The organism is Streptomyces sp. NPDC025784 (assembly GCF_055558435.1).
The window spans coordinates 105,135-123,517 of record NZ_JBVHMN010000012.1 but is presented as its reverse complement, the minus strand read 5'-3'; the positions used below and the strand labels follow the sequence as shown (position 1 = coordinate 123,517).

16 protein-coding genes are annotated in these 18,383 nt (G+C 71.8%); 8 read left to right on the top strand and 8 right to left on the bottom strand.

Annotation, left to right across the window (positions count from 1 at the left end; translation table 11 throughout):
* Positions 1 to 21 precede the first annotated feature (21 nt).
* The 5 genes from ACZ4IF_RS26315 (at position 22) to ACZ4IF_RS26295 (ending at position 5,742) form a co-directional block, all read left to right on the top strand.
* A complete protein-coding gene (locus ACZ4IF_RS26315; protein WP_467566946.1) occupies positions 22 to 1,362 on the top strand; it encodes an ABC transporter substrate-binding protein in 1,341 nt (446 codons plus the stop codon).
* Positions 1,363 to 1,487: 125 nt separating this feature from the next.
* On the top strand, positions 1,488 to 2,276 hold the full coding sequence (locus ACZ4IF_RS26310) for a rhamnogalacturonan acetylesterase (RefSeq protein WP_467566943.1): 789 nt from the start codon (positions 1,488 to 1,490) through the stop codon (positions 2,274 to 2,276).
* Between the two features lie 45 nt (positions 2,277 to 2,321).
* On the top strand, positions 2,322 to 3,656 hold the full coding sequence (locus ACZ4IF_RS26305; protein WP_467566941.1) for a pectate lyase family protein: 1,335 nt from the start codon (positions 2,322 to 2,324) through the stop codon (positions 3,654 to 3,656).
* A 1-nt stretch (position 3,657) separates the two neighbouring features.
* A complete protein-coding gene (locus tag ACZ4IF_RS26300) occupies positions 3,658 to 4,821 on the top strand; it encodes a pectinesterase family protein (protein ID WP_467566938.1) in 1,164 nt (387 codons plus the stop codon).
* Between the two features lie 129 nt (positions 4,822 to 4,950).
* A complete protein-coding gene (locus ACZ4IF_RS26295; RefSeq protein WP_467566935.1) occupies positions 4,951 to 5,742 on the top strand; it encodes an HAD family acid phosphatase in 792 nt (263 codons plus the stop codon).
* A gap of 165 nt (positions 5,743 to 5,907) precedes the next feature.
* On the opposite strand, the gene ACZ4IF_RS26290 is transcribed toward ACZ4IF_RS26295, so the two are convergent.
* Positions 5,908 to 6,657, bottom strand: coding sequence for a hypothetical protein (locus tag ACZ4IF_RS26290; RefSeq protein ID WP_467566932.1), 750 nt, complete (start codon positions 6,655 to 6,657; stop codon positions 5,908 to 5,910).
* Entirely contained in the window at positions 6,654 to 7,220 is a 567-nt protein-coding gene (locus tag ACZ4IF_RS26285; protein ID WP_467566929.1) for a SigE family RNA polymerase sigma factor, read from the bottom strand. The genes ACZ4IF_RS26290 and ACZ4IF_RS26285 overlap by 4 nt, the downstream gene beginning before the upstream one ends.
* Before the next feature lie 256 nt (positions 7,221 to 7,476).
* On the opposite strand from ACZ4IF_RS26285, the gene ACZ4IF_RS26280 reads away from it, so the two are divergent.
* Positions 7,477 to 8,928 (top strand): NCS2 family permease, encoded by a 1,452-nt coding sequence (locus ACZ4IF_RS26280; protein WP_467566926.1) that lies wholly within the window; start codon positions 7,477 to 7,479, stop codon positions 8,926 to 8,928.
* A 52-nt stretch (positions 8,929 to 8,980) separates the two neighbouring features.
* Here ACZ4IF_RS26280 and ACZ4IF_RS26275 read toward each other — a convergent pair whose 3' ends face one another.
* The 5 genes from ACZ4IF_RS26275 to ACZ4IF_RS26255 all read right to left on the bottom strand — a co-directional run bounded on the left by ACZ4IF_RS26275 (position 8,981) and on the right by ACZ4IF_RS26255 (position 14,391).
* Positions 8,981 to 10,432 carry a peptidoglycan D,D-transpeptidase FtsI family protein gene (locus ACZ4IF_RS26275; protein WP_467566923.1) on the bottom strand — a complete coding sequence of 484 codons (1,452 nt, stop codon included), beginning with the start codon at positions 10,430 to 10,432 and terminating at the stop codon, positions 8,981 to 8,983.
* Between the two features lie 55 nt (positions 10,433 to 10,487).
* Positions 10,488 to 11,162, bottom strand: coding sequence for a response regulator transcription factor (locus ACZ4IF_RS26270; protein WP_467566920.1), 675 nt, complete (start codon positions 11,160 to 11,162; stop codon positions 10,488 to 10,490).
* A complete protein-coding gene (locus tag ACZ4IF_RS26265; protein WP_467566917.1) occupies positions 11,159 to 12,487 on the bottom strand; it encodes a sensor histidine kinase in 1,329 nt (442 codons plus the stop codon). The genes ACZ4IF_RS26270 and ACZ4IF_RS26265 overlap by 4 nt, the downstream gene beginning before the upstream one ends.
* A 10-nt stretch (positions 12,488 to 12,497) precedes the next feature.
* On the bottom strand, positions 12,498 to 13,529 hold the full coding sequence (locus ACZ4IF_RS26260) for a hypothetical protein (RefSeq protein ID WP_467566914.1): 1,032 nt from the start codon (positions 13,527 to 13,529) through the stop codon (positions 12,498 to 12,500).
* 88 nt (positions 13,530 to 13,617) lie between these two features.
* A complete protein-coding gene (locus ACZ4IF_RS26255) occupies positions 13,618 to 14,391 on the bottom strand; it encodes an IclR family transcriptional regulator (protein WP_028803360.1) in 774 nt (257 codons plus the stop codon).
* Between the two features lie 131 nt (positions 14,392 to 14,522).
* On the opposite strand from ACZ4IF_RS26255, the gene ACZ4IF_RS26250 reads away from it, so the two are divergent.
* Both ACZ4IF_RS26250 and ACZ4IF_RS26245 read left to right on the top strand, forming a co-directional pair.
* Positions 14,523 to 16,052 (top strand): aldehyde dehydrogenase (NADP(+)), encoded by a 1,530-nt coding sequence (locus tag ACZ4IF_RS26250; RefSeq protein WP_467566911.1) that lies wholly within the window; start codon positions 14,523 to 14,525, stop codon positions 16,050 to 16,052.
* A 74-nt stretch (positions 16,053 to 16,126) separates the two neighbouring features.
* A complete protein-coding gene (locus tag ACZ4IF_RS26245; RefSeq protein WP_467566909.1) occupies positions 16,127 to 16,735 on the top strand; it encodes a DUF1349 domain-containing protein in 609 nt (202 codons plus the stop codon).
* Between the two features lie 199 nt (positions 16,736 to 16,934).
* Here the strand turns inward: ACZ4IF_RS26245 and ACZ4IF_RS26240 are convergent, their stop codons facing one another.
* Positions 16,935 to 18,317, bottom strand: a complete 1,383-nt coding sequence (locus ACZ4IF_RS26240) for an MFS transporter (protein ID WP_467566906.1) — start codon at positions 18,315 to 18,317, stop codon at positions 16,935 to 16,937.
* Between the last annotated feature and the right edge of the window lie 66 nt (positions 18,318 to 18,383).

The window sequence follows — 18,383 nt, the reverse complement described above, 5'->3', positions numbered from 1 at the left end:
CCAGAAGAAGAGAGCCGACCAATGAAGATCAGCATCCGTAGAAGCAGGCGTGCCGCGACGGCCGTCGCCCTGGGTTCCGTGCTCGCGCTGACCGCCACCGCCTGCGGCGACGACGGCAGTGGCTCGGCCGGTGACAAGGGCGGCGAGGGCTCCGGCAAGGGCGAGATCACCTTCTGGGACAACAACGGCGGTGTCCGCACCGACATCTGGAAGCAGATCATCGCCGACTTCGAGAAGAAGTACCCGGACATCAAGGTGAACTACGTCGGCATCCCCGCGGCGAGCGCCCAGTCCAAGTACGACACCGCCATCCAGGGCGGCGGCCTGCCCGACGTCGGCGGTGTGGGCACGGCGATGCTCGCCGAGGTCGCCGTCCAGGGCGCGCTGGAGCCGCTGGACAGCCGGGTCGAGAAGAGCTCGCTGAACGGCAGGCTCAGCAAGAACCTGCTCGACAGCAGCCGGGCCGCGGGCGGCGGCGACACGCTCTACCAGGTGCCGACCTCCGCCAACAACGGCACGCTGTGGTACCGCACCGACCTGTTCGAGAAGGCCGGTCTGGACGCCCCGACGACCTGGTCGAAGTTCTACTCGGCGGCCGACAAGCTCACCGCCAAGGGCAAGAACGCGTTCGGCTTCACCATCCGGGGCGGCGAGGGCGCGATCGCGCCGGCCCTGGACGCGGTGTACGGCCAGACGGGCATCACCTCGTTCTGGAACGGCGACAAGACCACCGTCAACGATCCGAAGAACGTGGCCGCGCTGGAGAAGTACGTGGCCCTGTACAAGAAGGACACCCCGTCCGCGGACGTCAACAACGACTTCACCAAGATGGTCGCCCAGTGGGACAGCGGCACCATCGGCATGCTGAGCCACAACCTCGGTTCCTACCAGGACCACCTGAAGGCCCTCGGCGCGGACAAGTTCCGCGGTATCCCGAACCCGACGCAGGACGACGGCACGCGCGTCCAGGTGTCCAACCCCGTCGACGGGCTGAGCCTGTTCAAGTCGAGCAAGAACAAGGCCGCCGCCTGGAAGTTCATCGAGTTCGCGCTCTCGGCCGAGGAGAACTCCAAGTTCAACGAGTCCGCGGGCCAGGTGCCGGCGAACACCGACGCGGCCAAGGACGCATGGATCCAGCAGGCCGAGCCGACCAAGCTGGCGGCCGAGGCGCTCAACGGGACCGGCACCAAGATCGTGCAGCTGCCGTACTACCTGCCGGACTGGAACACCATCTCCAAGGCCGACAATGAGCCGAACTTCCAGAAGCTGCTGCTCGGCAAGATGACCGCGAAGCAGTTCCTGGACACGCTGGCCGACCAGCTCAACGCCGCGCAGGCGGACTGGAAGAAGAACCACGGATGACCCGCCCGGACGCGCGGTGAAGCGACTGCGCGGCCGTCGTCCGACCGTCGGGCCGGCCGGTCGCGCAGTGCCCCGCGTCCCTGTCGGGGGCGCGGATCCCACCCCCTGTTGAAAGGCACGACGAGATGTCCCTCAGCCGAAGACAGGTCACCTCGGCGGCGCTCGCCGCCGTCCCCCTCGCCCTCGCGGCCACCGGCACGGCCCGGGCCGCGCACCGGCGTCGCACCCTCTACATCGCCGGCGACTCCACCGCCGCCCAGAAGTACGCCGACGCGGCGCCCGAGACCGGCTGGGGCACGGCCCTGCCGTTCTTCCTGCACGACGGTCTCGCCGTCGCCAACCATGCGGTGAACGGCCGCAGTTCGAAGAGCTTCATCGACGAGGGCCGGCTGGACGTCGTCCTCGACGCGATCCGCCCCGGCGACCTCCTCGTCGTCCAGTTCGGCCACAACGACGAGAAGAGCGCCGACCCCACCCGCTCCACCGAGCCCTGGACGACGTACCAGGACCACTTGCGCCAGTACCTCGACGGTGCGCGGGCCCGGGGCGCGCGTCCGGTGCTCGCGACGCCCGTCGAACGCAGGAAGTTCGACGCGGACGGCAACGCCGTGCCGACCCACGGCGACTACCCGGCGTCGATGCGCGCGCTCGCCGCGGACGAGCACGTCGCACTGCTCGACATCCAGGCGCTGTCCCTCGCCCTGTGGCAGCGCCTCGGTGCCGAGGAGACGAAGAAGTACTTCAACTGGACCGCGACCGAGCAGGACAACACGCACTTCAACCCGCCCGGCGCGATCGCCGTGGCCCGTCTCGTCGCCGCCGCGCTGCTGCGCCGCGGGGTGCTCGCGCCCCGGGATGTGCGCCGCCTCGACGACGAGATCCCCGAGTCCTGGATCACCTGGCCCACGGCCTGACCGAGCACCACCCGCCACCCGACCCGACGGGAAGAGAGCCGCACCATGAACGCACACGAATGGCATGGGCATGTCACGATACGACGTTCGGCGACACGTGCCGCGGCGCTGATCGGCTGCACCGCCCTCGTCCTCGCCGTCACCGGCACCACCGCCGAGGCCCGCTCCGCCGACCCCGCCCGCCAGACCCTCGCGGCCCGCGACGGATGGGCCTCCGCGGGCACCGGCACCACCGGCGGATCCACCGCCGACGCCGCGCACGTCTACACCGTCACCACCTGGGACGGGTTCAAGGCCGCCCTGGCCGCCGGAGGCACCGCCCCGAAGATCATCAAGGTGAAGGGCACCATCGACGCCAACGCCGACGGCTGCGACTCCTTCGCCGCCGACGGCTACGACTTCGACGTCTATCTGCAGAAGTACTCGCCGGAGAACTGGGGTTACGACACCGACCTGTCGGCCGAACCCGACGACAGCCCCGAGGGACTGCGCCGCGCCTCCGCCGCCCGCCAGGACACCGCCATCAAGGCCTCCGTCCCCGCCGACACGACGCTGATCGGCATCGGCGAGGACGCGGGCTTCAAGGGCGCCAGCCTCCAGATCAAGGACGTCGACAACGTCATCGTCCGCAACCTCGCCTTCGAGAGCCCCCTCGACTGCTTCCCGCAGTGGGACCCCACCGACGGCGACACCGGGAACTGGAACTCCGAGTACGACAGCGCCGTGGTGTACGGCTCCACACACGTCTGGCTGGACCACAACACGTTCACCGACGGGGAGCACCCGGACAGCACCCTGCCGACGTACTACGGCCGGATCTACGAACAGCACGACGGAGAACTCGACATCGTCAAGGGCGCGGACTACGTGACCGCCTCCTGGAACGTGTTCGCGGACCACGACAAGACGATCCTGATCGGCAACAGCGACAGCGCGGCGACCGCCGCCGTCGACCGGGGGCACCTGAAGGCCACGTTCCACCACAACCTGTTCGCCGGTCTCGTCGAGCGCGCGCCCCGCGTCCGCTTCGGCCAGGTCGACTCCTACAACAACCACTTCGTGGCCGACTCCACGTACTCCTACAGCTTCGGCATCGGCATGGAGTCCCAGCTCGTGGCCGAGCACAACGCGTTCACGCTGCCCGAGCAGATCAGCGCCGCGACGATCCTGAAGAAGTGGAAGGAGGCGCCGCTCACCGCCGCCGACAACTACGTCAACGGCAGGAAGACCGACCTGATCGCCGTGCACAACGCGGAGATCCCGGCCGAGACGCTCCGGTCCGGTGCCGGCTGGACTCCCACCCTGCGCACGAAGGTCGACCCACCGAAGGCCGTCCCGGGCCTCGTCGACCACCGGGCGGGCGCCGGAAGGATCTGCTGACATGGCCGGGCACCCGTTCGGCAGACGGGCGTTCGTCGCCGCGAGCAGCGGAGCCGTGCTGGCTCCGCTGCTCGCGGCCCCCGCGACCGCCGCGCCCCGGTCGGCGGCACGGCGTCACGGCAGGCCCTTCGGGCGGTACGGGTCGCCGTCCGCGCGGCTCACCGAGCGGACCCTGTACGTCCATCCCGGCGGCCTCGGCGACCACACCACCGTCCAGGCCGCGGTGAACGCCGCGACGGGCGCCCGGCACACACTGGTCATCGCACCCGGTGTGTACCGCGAGACCGTCTCGGTCGGGGTCACCGACCCGGCCACCGGCCTGCCCGGCGTCGCGGGCACCGGGATGACGTGGATCGGCGCCTCCGAGGACCCGCACGACGTCGTCGTCGTGTACGACAACGCGGGCGGCACACCGAAGCCGGACGGTTCGGGCACCTACGGCACCTCCGGCTCGGCCACGACCACCGTGCGCACCGACGGCTTCACGGCCCGCTGGGTCACCTTCGCCAACGACTGGCTGCGCGCGGACCACCCCGGCATCACCGGCACCCAGGCCGTCGCGGTCAAGGTCCAGGGCGACCGTTCTGCCTTCCACCACTGCCGGTTCCTGGGCCATCAGGACACGCTGTACGCCGACTCGATCGCGCTCGGCACCTTCGCCCGCCAGTACTACCGCGACTGCTACGTCGAGGGCGACGTCGACTTCGTCTTCGGCCGGGCCACGGCGGTGTACGAGCACTGCCACTTCCACACGCTCGACCGCACCGACCTGGCGTCCGCCCCGTACGGCTTCGTCTTCGCGCCGTCCACCGCGGTCGCCGCTCCGCACGGCTACCTGGTCGTCCGCGGCCGGATCACCAGCGCAGCCCCCGACGGGTACTACAAACTGGCCCGCCCCTGGGTGCCCAGCTCGGACACCACCGCCCGGCCGATGCTGACGGTGCGCGAGACCCGTCTGGACGCCGGGACCGACGCGGTCGCGCCCTACGCCGACATGTCGTCCGCCCACCCGTGGCAGAACCAGCGCTTCGCCGAGTACCGCAACGCGGGACCGGGTGCGGCCGTCACGGTCCCCGCCAACCGGCCCCAACTCACCCCCGAGGAGGCCGAGTCCGCCACCCGCGAGACACATCTCGGCGACTGGGCACCCTGGAAGGACCACTGATCCGCCGGCGCCCGCCGGCGGTGACGGCGCCGGGTTCTCCGGTGCCGCCGGGGCCCGTTGCCTGTGGAGTATGTATCGATCGGGCAACGGGCCTCGCGTTCCCCTGGGTGACGCGCGTAGAAACCTGTCATGCATAAGCCACGCATCGCGGCCATCGCCGCCGCCTGTGCCGTCGCCGGCGCCGCCCTGTACGGCGCCGGTGCGGCCACCGCCGGTCAGTCGACCGCGAACTCGACCCACGAGCCCTACAACATCGGGGTCCTGGCCAAGGACATCGACACCTACTACGGCACGACGCTCGACAGCAACGGCGTGTACCAGGCCTCCCCGGACAGCCCGTACGCCAAGGACCTGGCGCGCATCGAGTCCGACGCCGAGCGCTACATCGACAAGGCGGCGCACAAGGCCCGCCACCACGGCGAGAAGCCCGCGGTCGTCTTCGACGTCGACGACACGCTGCTGCTCTCCCTCGACTACGAGAAGAAGACCAACTACACGTACAACTCGGCCTCCTGGGCCGCGTACGTAGCCCAGGCCGACCGTCCGGCGGTCTTCGGCACCCCCGCACTCGTCGAGTACGCGCGGTCCAAGGGCGTCGAGGTCTTCTACAACTCGGGCCTGAAGGAGTCGCAGCGCGCCGACGCCGTCAAGAACCTCAAGAAGGTCGGCGCCGACGTCAACCTCGACGCCGACCACATGTTCCTCAAGGACGCGGCCAACCCGCCCGCCTACCTGAGCGACTGTGCCACGGCCACCGCCTGGAACTGCACGACCGTGCAGTACAAGTCCGGCACCCGCAAGCACATCGAGTCCCTCGGGTACGAGATCGTCGCCAACTTCGGCGACCAGTACTCCGACCTCGACGGCGGCTACGCCGACAGGACGTACAAGCTCCCGAACCCGACGTACTTCGTGAGCTGAGCCCTCCTGGGAGACGAACGCCCCCGCCGGTCGTCACCGGCGGGGGCGTTCTCTGCTGACCGAGGGGGGCTCAGGCCAGCAGGTCCACACAAGGGAAAGGACGTCGGAATCGAACGTCCGGTTGTTCCCCAGGGCGGTCTCTTCGCAAGTGATGTCCGGGCCGGTTCACGAAGCGCCGTCGGAGGTCGTCCCGTCGTCCGCGAAGTCACCGGCGACGGCGGACCGTCCGCCGCCCGACACGGCCGTGGCCGTGTACCGGTCGTCCTTCGCGTCCCGGCCGCCGCGCTCGTGGTCGTACTGCCCCGCGAAGACCCACTCGCCGGGCCAGACCGTACGCCCCGGCTTCAGAACCCAGGTGTAGACGAGGAAGCCGTCCCGCTCCCGGACGGTGGTCGTGAAGTCGTCCTCGGGCAGTGACCGCCAGGCACCCGTTTCGCTCACCCCACCGGTCTGCCGGATCCTCAACCGGACCGTGAGCGCCGACAGTTGCCGGCTCGTCCTCACCGTCACACTGCTCTGCGCCCAGAAGTCGTTGCTGTGCGGGTCGACCGAGCCGTCGGACCACAGCGGACCGTCCTCGCTCCCGGCGGCCGGCGTGCGGCCCGTCGTGTACGGCGACGGTTCGGGGGTCGGCGAGACCGCGACGGTCCGCTGCGGCGTCCCGTCCCGCACCGCCGAGGCGACGGCGTAACCGCCCACCGCGAGGACTCCGGCGACGGCCGCCGTGGCACCCACGACCCGGACCCATCCGAGCAGAGGCCCAGCCGCCCCGCGCCGTGCGGGCCGCCGCTCCCGAACGCCGGCCATGCCGCGCTCCACCCGGGCCAGGATGTGCGCGCGGTCGGGCTCGTGCGCCTCGGCGGCGTCCCGCAGCCCGGCGCGCAGCTCGTCGTGCACGTCCCGCGCCCTCCTCATCGGTCCGACCCTCCGGCTCCACCCGCGGGCAGCGCTCCCGCATGCAGCCGCACCGGCGTCCCGTCGGTGCCGAGGAGCCGCTTCAGCTCCGCCATGCCCTTCGAGGTCTGGCTCTTCACCGTACCCACGGACACACCGAGGGCGAGGGCCGTGTCCTTCTCCGAGAGGTCGAACGCGTGCCGCAGCACGACGCAGGCCCGCTTGCGGAACGGCAGTCTGCGCAGCGCCTCCTGGACGTCGATCGCACCCGGCACATCGGGGTTCTCGGCCCTGTCCTCACGGCTCGACCAGAACAGCGTGATCCGCCGCCGCTCGCGCACCGCGCTGCGGATGCGGCTGCGGGCGAGATGGGCGACCACACCGCGCGCGTACGCCACCGGGTGGTCCGCCGCGCGCACCCGGTCCCAGCGGTGCCACAGGGCGAGCAGCGCGTCCGCCGCCAGATCGTCCGCGACGTCCGGTTCGCCCGTCAACAGGGCTGCGAGGCGGGAGAGTTCGGCGTAGTGCCGCTCGAAGAAGGCGTGGAACTCCACAGAGGCGTTGTCGTCGAGGACCGTGCCCACGGGTGACCTCTCCTCGCTGCGGCTCCGGGCACCGGTGCAGGTGCGTGGTCATGCCACCCCGTGTGCCACCCGTGACGAAGTGACGTGTCCGTGGGGCGGGATGCGAGAGCGTATCAGCGTCCGTACGGAGCTTCGAACGCCGTATGGCAGGCCGAACTCGATTCCGTAACACGGAGAAAACCTGAAACCGGTGCGACGCGGGAACAATCCAGCCAGCATCCGCACACCCAGCACGCAGGCATCGAGGAGCAACGCCATGTCCGAATCCCAGAAGGTGGCCGACCGGCCAAGTGCCGCGCCCCCCGCGGCGAACAGCGTCGACGGGTTCTTCAAGATATCCGCCCGGGGCTCCACCTTCGGCCGGGAGATACGCGGCGGCTTCGCCACGTTCTTCACGATGGCCTACATCCTTGTCCTGAACCCGATCATTCTGGGCAGCGCCAAGGACAAGTTCGGGCACCAGCTCGACGCCGTCCAACTGACCACCGCCACCGCCCTGGTGGCCGCCGTCATGACCGTCGTCATGGGCATCGGCGGCAACCTCCCGCTCGCACTCGCCGCGGGCCTCGGCCTCAACGCGGTCGTCGCCTTCCAGATCGCCCCGCTGATGAGCTGGGACGACGCGATGGGCCTGATCGTCCTGGAGGGCCTGCTGATCTGCGTACTGGTGGTGACGGGCCTGCGTGAAGCGGTCATGCACGCCATCCCGCAACCGCTGAAGCAGGCGATCAGTGTCGGCATCGGTCTGTTCATCGCCTTCATCGGCTTCGTCGACGCCGGATTCGTCACCCGCATCCCGGACGTCGCGAGCACCACGGTCCCGGTGCAGCTCGGCGGCACCGGCACGCTGACCGGCTGGCCGGTCCTCGTCTTCTGTCTCGGCGTGCTGCTGACCATCGGTCTGCTCGCCCGCAAGGTCAAGGGCGCGATCCTGATCAGCATCGTGACCATGACGATCGTGGCGATCGTCATCAACTCCGCGGCCGACATCAAGAGCTGGGGACTGACCACGCCGAAGCTCCCCGACGACGTGGTGGCCTCACCGGACTTCGGACTGCTCGGTCACTTCAGCCTGTTCGGTGCCTTCGGAGAGACCGGCGCGATCACGGTCGTCCTGCTGATCTTCACGCTCGTCCTGTCCGACTTCTTCGACACGATGGGCACCGTCGTCGGCATCAGCGCCGAGGCCGGCCTGCTGGACGAGGAGGGCAAGGTGCCCGACCTCGGCCGGGTCCTGCTCATCGACGGCGCCGCCGCGGTGGCCGGCGGTGCCGCCTCGGCCTCCTCCTCGACCTCGTACATCGAGTCGGCGGCGGGCGTCGGCGAGGGAGCCCGTACCGGCTTCGCGAACCTGGTCACCGGCGCGCTCTTCGCGCTCGCGCTGTTCCTGACCCCGCTGCTCACGATCGTCCCGCTGCAGGCCGCCGCGCCCGCGCTCGTCGCAGTCGGCTTCCTGATGATGACCCAGGTCAAGCACATCGACTGGGACAGGTACGAGATCGCCATCCCCGCCTTCCTGACCATCGCCGTGATGCCGTTCACCTACTCGATCACGAACGGCATCGGCGCGGGCTTCCTGGCCTACGTCCTGATCAAGACGGTCCTCGGCAAGGCGAAGGAGGTCCACTGGCTGCTGTGGGCCTCCTCGGCACTGTTCCTCGTGTACTTCGCGATCGACCCGATCGAGCAGATCCTCGGCGTGAAGTGACGACGAGGGCCCCGCACCCGGACGGGGGTGCGGGGCCCTTCGCGGGTGGCGCTCAGCCCTTCAGCGCGGCCCGCATCGCGGCCTTCGCGACCGGCGCCGCCAGGCCGTTGCCGCTGACCTCGGAACGGGTCGCGTCGGACTGCTCGACCATCACCGCGACGGCGACCTCCTTGCCGGTGGAGTCGGACTTCGCGTACGACGTGAACCAGGCGTAGGGCGTCTCGCTGTTGTTCTCGCCGTGCTGGGCCGTGCCGGTCTTGCCGCCCACGGTCGCGCCGGAGATCCTGGCGTTCGTGCCCGTGCCGTCCTCGACGACCGTCTGCATCGCCGACTGGAGCTGCTGCGCCGTGGACGAGCTGACGATCTCCTTCGTCCGCGTGTTGTCGTCGTAGTTCTTCAGGACGTCCCCGTCGGCGTCGCTGGTCTGCGCCACCATGTGCGGCGAGACCAGCTTGCCGTCGTTGGCGATCGCGGCGGACACCATGGCCATCTGGAGCGGCGTCGCCGTCACGTCGAACTGGCCGATGCCGGTCAGCGCCGTCGAGGACCTGTCCATGCCCGAGGGGTACACGCTGGCGTAGGCCCGCACCGGCACGTCCTGCTCCTCGTCGTTGAAGCCGAACTTCTCCGCCATCGCCCTGACCTTGTCCTGGCCCAGGTCGACGGCCATCTTCGCGAAGACGTTGTTGCAGGAGTACTGGAGCGCGACGCGGATGGAGGCGTCCTCGCAGGGGGCCGAGCTGTTCTCGTTCTTCAGGACGCGGCTCGTGCCCGGCAGTGTGTACGGGTCGGGGCTGTCCGTCTTCGCGTCCACGTCCGAGTACAGCCCGTCCTCCAGCGCGGCGGCCGCGACGACCAGCTTGAACGTCGAGCCCGGCGGCAGCGGCTGCCGCAGCGCGCGGTTGACCAGCGGCTTGTCGGCGTCCTTCTTCAGCTTCTGCCAGACGCTGTCGTTGCCCGCGGAGATCGTCGTCGGGTCGTACGACGGTGTGGAGACGGCCGCGAGGATCTTGCCCGTCTTCGGGTCGATCGCGACGGCTCCGCCCTTCTTGTCGCCGAGCGCGTCGTACACCGCCTTCTGCACGTCCGGGTCGATCGTCGTGATCACGTCACCCGGGTCGGCGTGCTTGTTGGTGAGCGCGTCCAGCGGGTTCTTCAGCTGAGTGTCCGTACCGTCCAGCAGATCACGGTAGATGCCCTCCAGCTGGGTCGCCCCGTACACCTGCGAGCTGTACCCGGTGACCGCCGCGTACAGGCTGCCGTCCTTGTACGTCCGCTTGTACTTGAGGTCGCCGCCCTTCGTCGGCGCGGAACCGGTGATCGCGTCGCCGGCCACGATGATGTTCCCGAGCGGGTTCGCGTACAGCGAGATCGCGTTCCGCCGGTTGTCCTTGTCTTCCGCGAGCGCCTTGCCGTCGTAGAACTGCACCCAGGTCGCCCTGACCAGCAGCGCGAGCACGAGCAGCAGAGAGAAGACGGCGGCCCGCCTGATCGTCTTGTTCATCCCGCTCAGAAGGACGAGTGGAGGCGGGCGGATCGTTCCCTTCCGCCCCGGTTTCTCATCCACCCTTCATGAAGCCGGCCTCGTAGGCGGCGATCACCGCCTGGGTGCGGTCCCGCGTTCCCGTCTTCGCCAGCACCGCCGCCACGTGCGACTTCACCGTGGCCGGCCCCACTCCCATGCGCGCGGCGATCTCGGCGTTGGTGAGCCCCGTCGCCATCAGCCGCAGCACGTCCCCCTCCCGCGCGGTGAGCTTCGCCACCCACGGCGGTGGCGCGGGACGGTGCCGGGCGTGTCCGGCGGCCAGCGCGCGCACCGCCGACGGGAACAGCAGCGTGTCGCTGCGCGCCACCAGCCGCACGGCCTGCACGAGCGCGTCCGCGTCGGCCCGCTTGAGCAGGAACCCCGCGGCTCCGGCGCGCAGCGCCTCGTACACATGGGCGTCGTTCTCGAAGGTGGTCACGACGACGATGCGCGGGGGGTCCGGCAGGGTCGCGAGGATCTGCTCGGTGGCGCGGATGCCGTCGACCTCGGGCATCCGCACGTCCATGAGCACGACGTCCGGGGCCAGCTCCCGCACGACCGACACGGCCTCGGCGCCGGTGGCCGCCTCGCCGACCACCTCCAGGCCGGGCTCGGCTTCGAGGATCACGCGCAGGGCGGTGCGCACCATGCGCTCGTCGTCGGCGACGACGATGCGCAGGGGAGCGGTGCCGGGGGACGGGCCGGTCATGCGGGCTCCTCGCTTCTCTCGGCGGGCGGTCGTACGGGCAGGCGCACGGCCAGGCGCCACAGCCCATCGGCGGGGCCGGCCTCGGCCGTGCCGCCGAGGAGGCGGGCACGGTCGGCGATGCCGCGCAGACCGTGCCCGCCGCCGGGACGGGGCGCGGGGACCGCCGCGGACACCGGGTTCTCGGCGGTCATGCGCAGCTCCGTGCGCGGCCCGTCGCCGGTGAGCGCGATCCGCAGCGTGACACAGGTGCCGGGACCGGCGTGCTTCAGCGCGTTGCTCAGTGCCTCCTGCACGATGCGGTACGCCTCACGCGACACCAGCGGCGGCAGGGTCTCCGGGCGCACCTCGACGGCGGCCGTGACGCGCAGGCCGCCGGCGCGGGTGCGGCGCAGCAGGCCGTCGAGGTCGGCGTCGAGTGTGGGGGTGGCGGGCTCCCTGGGGCCGGGCCCCGGCTCCGCTTCCGGGCCGGGCCGCCCCTCCCGGTCGTCGCCCTCCCGCAACATGCCGAGGACCGCGTCCAGTTCGCCGACCGTGCGCCGCGTGGTGTCCTCGATGGCGGCGAGCGCCTCCCGGACGAAGTCCGGGTCGGAGTCGAGGACCCGGCGGGCGGCGCTCGCCTGGAGGGTGACCGCGCTGAGGGCATGACCGACCGAGTCGTGCAGCTCGCGGGCGAGGCGGTTGCGCACGGCGAGGTCGGCGGCCCGGCGTTCGGCCGCCGCGAGCCGGTCCTCGGGCGTGGGGCCGAGCAGTCGGGGCGCCCAGCGGGCCAGCAGCCCGCCGGACCCGGCGGCGCAGCCCGCGAGCGCGATCAGCGTGGCGATCCCGGCGACCGGGGAGAGCGCCAACGCCCAGCCGTGGTCGAGGACTTCGGGCAGTCCCAGGCGTGAGTCGCGCAGCAGGGAGACGGCGGGCAGCGCGATCAGGACGGCCGCGAACGGCGGTACGGCCAGCGACATCCCGCTGATGATCCCGCCGAACCCGAGGTGCAGGGTGAACCAGCCCGCGGCCCGCCGACGGGCCGCCCAGGTCCGCGCGGGACCCTCGGCGAGCACGTCGCCGCCGATGCCGCACAGGGCGCGCACCGCGGCCACCGACATCGGCCGGGTCGGCGGGAACAGCGCGGTGATCGCGGCGAGCGGCAACCCGACGGCGAACGAGAGGAGTTGGAGCGGCAGCGAGTCGAACACGTGCTGCGAGCCGGTGGCGGGCCCGACGATCACCTCGCCGACCAGCACGTACGGCATGGCGAGTGCGCCGCCGAGGATCAGGTGGACCCATCGCCGACGGGCCCGCCTGCCGAACAGGAAGCGGGCGACCCCCCTCACGCGGCCCCCCTCACGCGGTACGCCGCGGTGGCCCGGCGGCAGCGGACCGCTCCGCGAAGAAGTACGCGCCGAGGGTGACCACGAGCACGCCGACGATCATCTGCACAGAGTAGGTGAGGTTCACCAGGCCCGTCGGGCGATCGGCGTCGTCCCCACCGCCCAGGCCCGCCAGCGACATCCAGCCGCCCCAGCACGCCACCGCGCCGGAACCTGCCCAGCCGAGGGCGAGCGGCACGGCCACGGGCAGGTCCCGGCCGCGCCGGAAGGCGAGCATCCAGGCGCCCGCGACCGTGCACAGCAGATAGACCACGTACATCGCCTCCAGCACCCGGAAGTCCCCGGACCGGTCGGCGATCCGCCCGGCGCTCAGCCCCGCCGTGCCGCCGCAGGCCCACACCAGGTGCGTGGTGAGCGGGAACAGCGTGAGCACGGCGGCGGCGACCGCCGTGGCCCGCCGGGCGGCGCCGACGGGACCGGCGGACAGCTCCCGCACCCGGCCCCGCCACAGGTGGGCCCAGCGGTCCCGCGCGTACAGCACGAACAGCGTGCCCAGTGCGAGGCCCTGCACGATGAACCCGGTGTAGACGACGCCGAAGACCCATTCGTCCAGGAACGGTTCGCGGCCCGCGCCGGCCGGCTCGCGCCCCGAACCACCGAGGAGCCGCACGAGGAGCTGCATCGGGTAGCCGGTCATGATCGGCGTGAGCAGGCCGGTCGCCACCCACATGGGGAAGGCGAGCAGCCAGGAGGGGACGCGCAGGCCCCATGGCCGGGTCAGCAGCAGCGCGAGCACGATCACCGCGCTGTCGAGCAGCACGCTCAGACCGTTGGCGACGGCCATGCCGACGCGGTGGTCCAGCAGCGAGCTGCCTTCAGGTATGCCGATACGGCTTCCCGCCACCCAGGCGATCTTGAGGGTCAGATAGGGCACGCAGGAGACGACGGCGACGGTGCGAAGGGCCCGGCGCGCCCGGCCGGGCCCTCCCCAGGACGGTTCCGACTGCGGCGGCGTGTCCGGCCCGGCGGTGGATGTCTGCGTCATGCCCTCCACGCTGCCGTGACGGGTCCCGCCGCACGTCGTGCCCGGCGACGATCCGCCTCCGCCGCGCGGGGGAGACGTGCCTGACCCGTCAGAGCCGGCGCGTCGCCAGGGTCAGACGGTCGCGCGCGTCGAACAGCGCGTCCTTGACCATCTGTTCGTGCGCGGGGGTGAGCCGGGCCACCGGCACCGAGCAGCTGATCGCGTCGCGGGCCGGCGTGCGGTAGGGGATGGCGACGCCGAAGCAGCGCAGCCCCAGTGTGTTCTCCTCGCGGTCCACGGCGAAGCCCTGCTCCCGTACCTGGTGCAGCTCCTCGATGAGCTTCTCCCGGTCGGTGATCGTGTGTTCGGTCAGTGCGGGCAGGGTCTCCGGGAGCATCTTGCGGACCTGCTCGTCCGTGTGCGTGGCGAGCAGTGCCTTGCCCAGCGACGTGGAGTGCGCGGGGAGCCGGCGGCCCACCCTCGTGAACGGGCGCAGGTAGTGCTGGGACTGGCGGGTGGCGAGGTAGACCACGTTCGTGCCGTCCAGGCGCGCGAGGTGGATGGTCTCCGTGGTGTCGTCGGACAGCCGGTCGAGTGTGGGCCGGGCCGCGGCCACCACCTCGTCGCCGTCGATGTACGACGTGCCGACGAGCAGCGCGCGCACCCCGATGCCGTACCGCGTGCCCGTCGCGTCGGTCTCCACCCAGCCGAGCTCCACGAGCGTGCGCAGCAGCATGTACAGGCTGGACTTGGGATAGCCGACGGCCTCCTGGACCGCGGCCAGGGAGTGCATTCCGGGCCGGCCGGCGAAGTACTCGAGCAATTCCACGGTCCGCACCGCGGACTTGACCTGCGCCCCGCCGCCTGTCTCGCCTGCCGACATCGCCCTTGACCCCTTCGTTGGACGGGAAATAGTCTCCGACAGCATATTCATCATCAGAGACAGCGTTCAGTATATCGAACGCCCTGGTGAGTGACACAAGAACTGCGGCATCACATCTGGAGGGACCCGCGGTGGCAGCAGCACCAGTCTGGAGTGTCGACCCCCGTACCGGGAAGCAGCGTGAACAGGTTGCGGTGGAGGCCACAGCCCAGGAAGTGGACGACGCCGTCCGCGCCGCCCACGCCGCCCGCCCGGCCCTCGCCGACCGCACCGTGCGCGCCGCGTTCCTGCGCACCGCCGCGGACGTCCTCGAAGGCGCCCGCGAGCAGCTCGTCGAGGCCGCCGACGCGGAGAGCGCGCTCGGCCCGGTCCGGCTCACCGGGGAACTCGCCCGCACCTGCTATCAGTTGCGAGCCTTCGCGGACATCGTCGACGAGGGCGCCTTCCTCGACGTGATCATCAACCACCCCGACGACACGGCGACCCCGCCCGTCCCGGACCTGCGCCGCTACAAGGTGCCGCTCGGCGTCGTCGCCGTCTACTCCGCCTCCAACTTCCCCTTCGCGTTCTCGGTCGCGGGCGGCGACACCGCGAGCGCGCTGGCGGCCGGCTGCCCGGTCGTCGTCAAGGCCCACCCGGACCACCCCGCCCTCTCCGAGCTGGTCGCGGCCGTCCTGCGCCGGGCCGCCGCCCGCCATGACATCCCCGAGGGCGTCATCGGCCTGCTGCACGGCTTCCAGGCAGGCGTCGACCTGGTCAAGCACCCCCTGATCGCCGCCGCCGGGTTCACCGGTTCGGTCCGCGGCGGCCGGGCCCTCTTCGATGCCGCCGCCGCACGCCCCGTGCCGATCCCCTTCCACGGCGAACTCGGCTCGCTCAATCCCGTGGTCGTGACCGAGGCCGCCGCCGCCGAGCGCGCCGAGGCGATCGGCGCCGGCCTCGCGGGCTCGATGACGCTGGGCGTCGGCCAGTTCTGCGTGAAGCCCGGCCTCGTGCTCGCGCCCGCCGGAGCCGCCGGCGACCGGCTGGTGAAGTCCCTGACCGACGCCGTCAGCGACACCGACGCCGGTGTCCTGCTCGACCACCGGATGCGCGACAACTTCATCGCCGGGGTCGCCGAGCGGGCCGAACTCCCCGAGGTGGAGACCCCGGTGACCCCGGGCGCCGGCAGCGAGCACACGGTGAGCCCCGGCTTCCTGACCGTGCCCGCGCACCGGCTCGCCACCGAGGGCGAGCACGACCTGCTCCTGGAGGAGTGCTTCGGACCCCTCACGGTGGTCGCGCGCTACGAGGACGAGTCCGAGGCGAGCGCGGTCCTCTCCCGGCTGCCCGGCAACCTCACCGCGACCGTCCAGCTCTCCGCCGAGGAGGCCGCGGGCGAGGGCCGCGGCGCCGAGATCCTCGCCGAGCTGACCCCGCTCGCCGGACGCGTCCTGGTCAACGGCTGGCCGACCGGTGTCGCGGTCGCCCCGGCACAGCACCACGGCGGCCCGTACCCGGCGACGACGTCCACCTCGACCTCCGTCGGCGGCACCGCCGTCGAGCGGTGGCTGCGGCCGGTGGCGTACCAGAACGCCCCCGAGGCGCTGCTGCCGCCGGAACTGCGCGACGACAACCCGCTGGGGCTGCCGCGCCGCTTCGACGGGCGCCTGGAGCGGTAGCAGCGCCGGAGCCGCGTCTGCCACTTTCCCGCGCCCCCTCCGGGGCGCGGGGACGGACCTGAGAGACTCGCGCAATGGACGTCGAACTCCCCGAACTTCCCTTCTCCCTGCGCACGTACGGACCCGACGGTCACTGGTCCTACGAGGACGGGGTGCTCGCCGGCTGGGCGGGCCCCCGCCAGGACCGGTTCGTGACGCCCACCGGTGAGGGGCTCGACCCCGCCTCCGACGCGCCCAGGCTGCTGGGCGCGCCCGAGGGGGACTTCCAGCTGATCGCCCGGGTCACGGTCGGCTTCGGGGCGGCCTTCGACGCGGGTGTCCTCTACGTCCACGTGGGCGAGCGTGCCTGGGCGAAGCTCTGCCTGGAGTACTCGCCGGACGTGCCGACGGTGTGCACGGTGGTCACCCGTGGACACTCCGACGACGCCAACTCCTTCACGGTGGAGGGCAGTTCCATCTGGTTCCGGGTCAGCCGGACCGGGCGGGCCTTCGCCTTCCACGCCTCGCGCGACGGCAAGCGGTGGACCTTCGTCCGGCTCTTCACGCTCGGCGAGGAGAAGGAGACCGGGGCGGCCCTCGTCGGCTTCATGACCCAGTCGCCCATGGGCGAGGGCTGCGTCGTCACCTACGACGGCATCGAGTACCGCCCGCACTGGCCGAAGGACCTGCGCGACGGCAGCTGACCCGCGGACGACGGCCGGCAGGGCGCCCGCGGGGTGCAGCCGGAGACAGCGCCCGCGGGGTGCAGCCGGAGACAGCGCCCGCGGGGTGCAGCCGGAGACAGCGCCCGCGGGGTGCAGCCGGAGACAGCGCCCGCGGGGTGCAGCCGGAAGCAGGGCGCCCGCCGGGACCGGCCATGGACGAGGCGCCCGCGTCCACCGGCTAGCGAGGCGTCCGCAGGCCGACCGTCGCCGCGGCCGTCACCGCGAGCAACCCCGCGCTCAGCGCCAGACTCACCCGCATCCCGGACTCGAAGTCCCCGGACACCAGGGAGCCGAAGGCGGCGACCGCGAGCCCGCCCGACACCTGGCGTGCCGAGTTGAGGACGCCCGCCGCGAGCCCCGCGCGCGCGGACGGCAGCGCGTCCATCATCGCGGCCGTCAGCGGCGGGACCGTCAGGGCGCACCCCAGGGCCGTCGGCACCAGCAGCAGCGCCACCGCCCAGGGGCGCGTCGCCGGACCGACGGCCAGCAGGAGCAGCAGTCCCCCGGCGGCCAGCGACTGCCCCAGCAGCATCGGCAGCCGCGGCCCGAACCGGCCCGCCAGCTTGCCCGCCACGACGTTCGTGACCGCGATCAGGCCGGTCATCGGCAGGAACATCAGCCCCGCGTACAGCGGGGAGCGGCCCTGGACCTGCTGGAAGAACAGGGAGAACACGAACACCACACCGTAGAAGGCCACACTGCACGCGGCGCCCGCGGCGACCACGACGGTCACCTGCCGGCTGCGGAACAGTCCGGGCGGGACCACCGGTTGCGGCTGCCGCGCCTCGACGCGGACGAAGACCACCCCCGCGACGACCGCCACCGCCAGGGCGACGAGCCCGGTCCCGCCGCCCTCGATGACCGCGAAGGTCAGCGCGGCGAGCGCCACGACGGCCGTCAGCTGGCCGGGCAGGTCGAGCGGCGCGGGCCGGGGACGGGACCGCGGCGCCCGCACCAGCAGGGCCGAGGCCACCGCGCCGAGCGGCACGTTGATGAAGAAGATGCCGCGCCAGTCCCACAGCGTGGTCAGCGCACCGCCCGCCACCGGGCCGAGCGCCACCGCGACCGAGCCGCCCGCGGCCCACAGGGACACCGCCCGCGCCCGACGGGCCGCGTCCGGATACGCCTGGCGCACCAGGGCGAGCGACGCGGGCAGCACCACGGACGCCGCGACACCCTGCGCGACCCGCGCACCGACCAGCACCGGCAGGTTCGGCGCCAGCCCGCAGGCCATGGACGCCAGGGTGAACACCGTGATCCCGATGCCGTAGGCCCGGCTCGCCCCGACCCGGTCGGAGAACGCCCCGGTGGACAGCATCAGCGCCGCGAACGCCAGCGTGTACGCGTCGACGACCCACTGCAGGCCCGACATCCCGCCGCCGAGATCGGCCCGGATCGACGGGAGCGCCACGTTCACGACGGACGCGTCGAGGGTGATGAGCGCGAAGCCGAGCAGGGCGGCGACGAGGGTGAGCGAGGCGGACTGCCCGGGCGACCGGCCCGGTACGGACGGGAGTCGGGTGTCGGACGGGGGCGCCTCGGTGGCCGGGTTCGTTGACATGCCCTCATGCTGCGGAAGAGCGTCCGCCTACAGTAGTGGCCCGAATGCCATACGTCCGGAGGTTCT

What these genes read in the sequence shown, in the direction of transcription:
- ACZ4IF_RS26295 (WP_467566935.1), top strand. Translation starts at nt 4,951, where the DNA reads ATGCATAAGCCACGCATCGCGGCCATCGCCGCCGCCTGTGCCGTCGCC.
- ACZ4IF_RS26275 (WP_467566923.1), bottom strand. Translation starts at nt 10,432, where the DNA reads ATGAACAAGACGATCAGGCGGGCCGCCGTCTTCTCTCTGCTGCTCGTG.
- ACZ4IF_RS26260 (WP_467566914.1), bottom strand. Translation starts at nt 13,529, where the DNA reads ATGACGCAGACATCCACCGCCGGGCCGGACACGCCGCCGCAGTCGGAA.
- ACZ4IF_RS26310 (WP_467566943.1), top strand. Translation starts at nt 1,488, where the DNA reads ATGTCCCTCAGCCGAAGACAGGTCACCTCGGCGGCGCTCGCCGCCGTC.
- ACZ4IF_RS26270 (WP_467566920.1), bottom strand. Translation starts at nt 11,162, where the DNA reads ATGACCGGCCCGTCCCCCGGCACCGCTCCCCTGCGCATCGTCGTCGCC.
- ACZ4IF_RS26305 (WP_467566941.1), top strand. Translation starts at nt 2,322, where the DNA reads ATGAACGCACACGAATGGCATGGGCATGTCACGATACGACGTTCGGCG.
- ACZ4IF_RS26280 (WP_467566926.1), top strand. Translation starts at nt 7,477, where the DNA reads ATGTCCGAATCCCAGAAGGTGGCCGACCGGCCAAGTGCCGCGCCCCCC.
- ACZ4IF_RS26300 (WP_467566938.1), top strand. Translation starts at nt 3,658, where the DNA reads ATGGCCGGGCACCCGTTCGGCAGACGGGCGTTCGTCGCCGCGAGCAGC.
- ACZ4IF_RS26245 (WP_467566909.1), top strand. Translation starts at nt 16,127, where the DNA reads ATGGACGTCGAACTCCCCGAACTTCCCTTCTCCCTGCGCACGTACGGA.
- ACZ4IF_RS26240 (WP_467566906.1), bottom strand. Translation starts at nt 18,317, where the DNA reads ATGTCAACGAACCCGGCCACCGAGGCGCCCCCGTCCGACACCCGACTC.
- ACZ4IF_RS26255 (WP_028803360.1), bottom strand. Translation starts at nt 14,391, where the DNA reads ATGTCGGCAGGCGAGACAGGCGGCGGGGCGCAGGTCAAGTCCGCGGTG.
- ACZ4IF_RS26290 (WP_467566932.1), bottom strand. Translation starts at nt 6,657, where the DNA reads ATGAGGAGGGCGCGGGACGTGCACGACGAGCTGCGCGCCGGGCTGCGG.
- ACZ4IF_RS26315 (WP_467566946.1), top strand. Translation starts at nt 22, where the DNA reads ATGAAGATCAGCATCCGTAGAAGCAGGCGTGCCGCGACGGCCGTCGCC.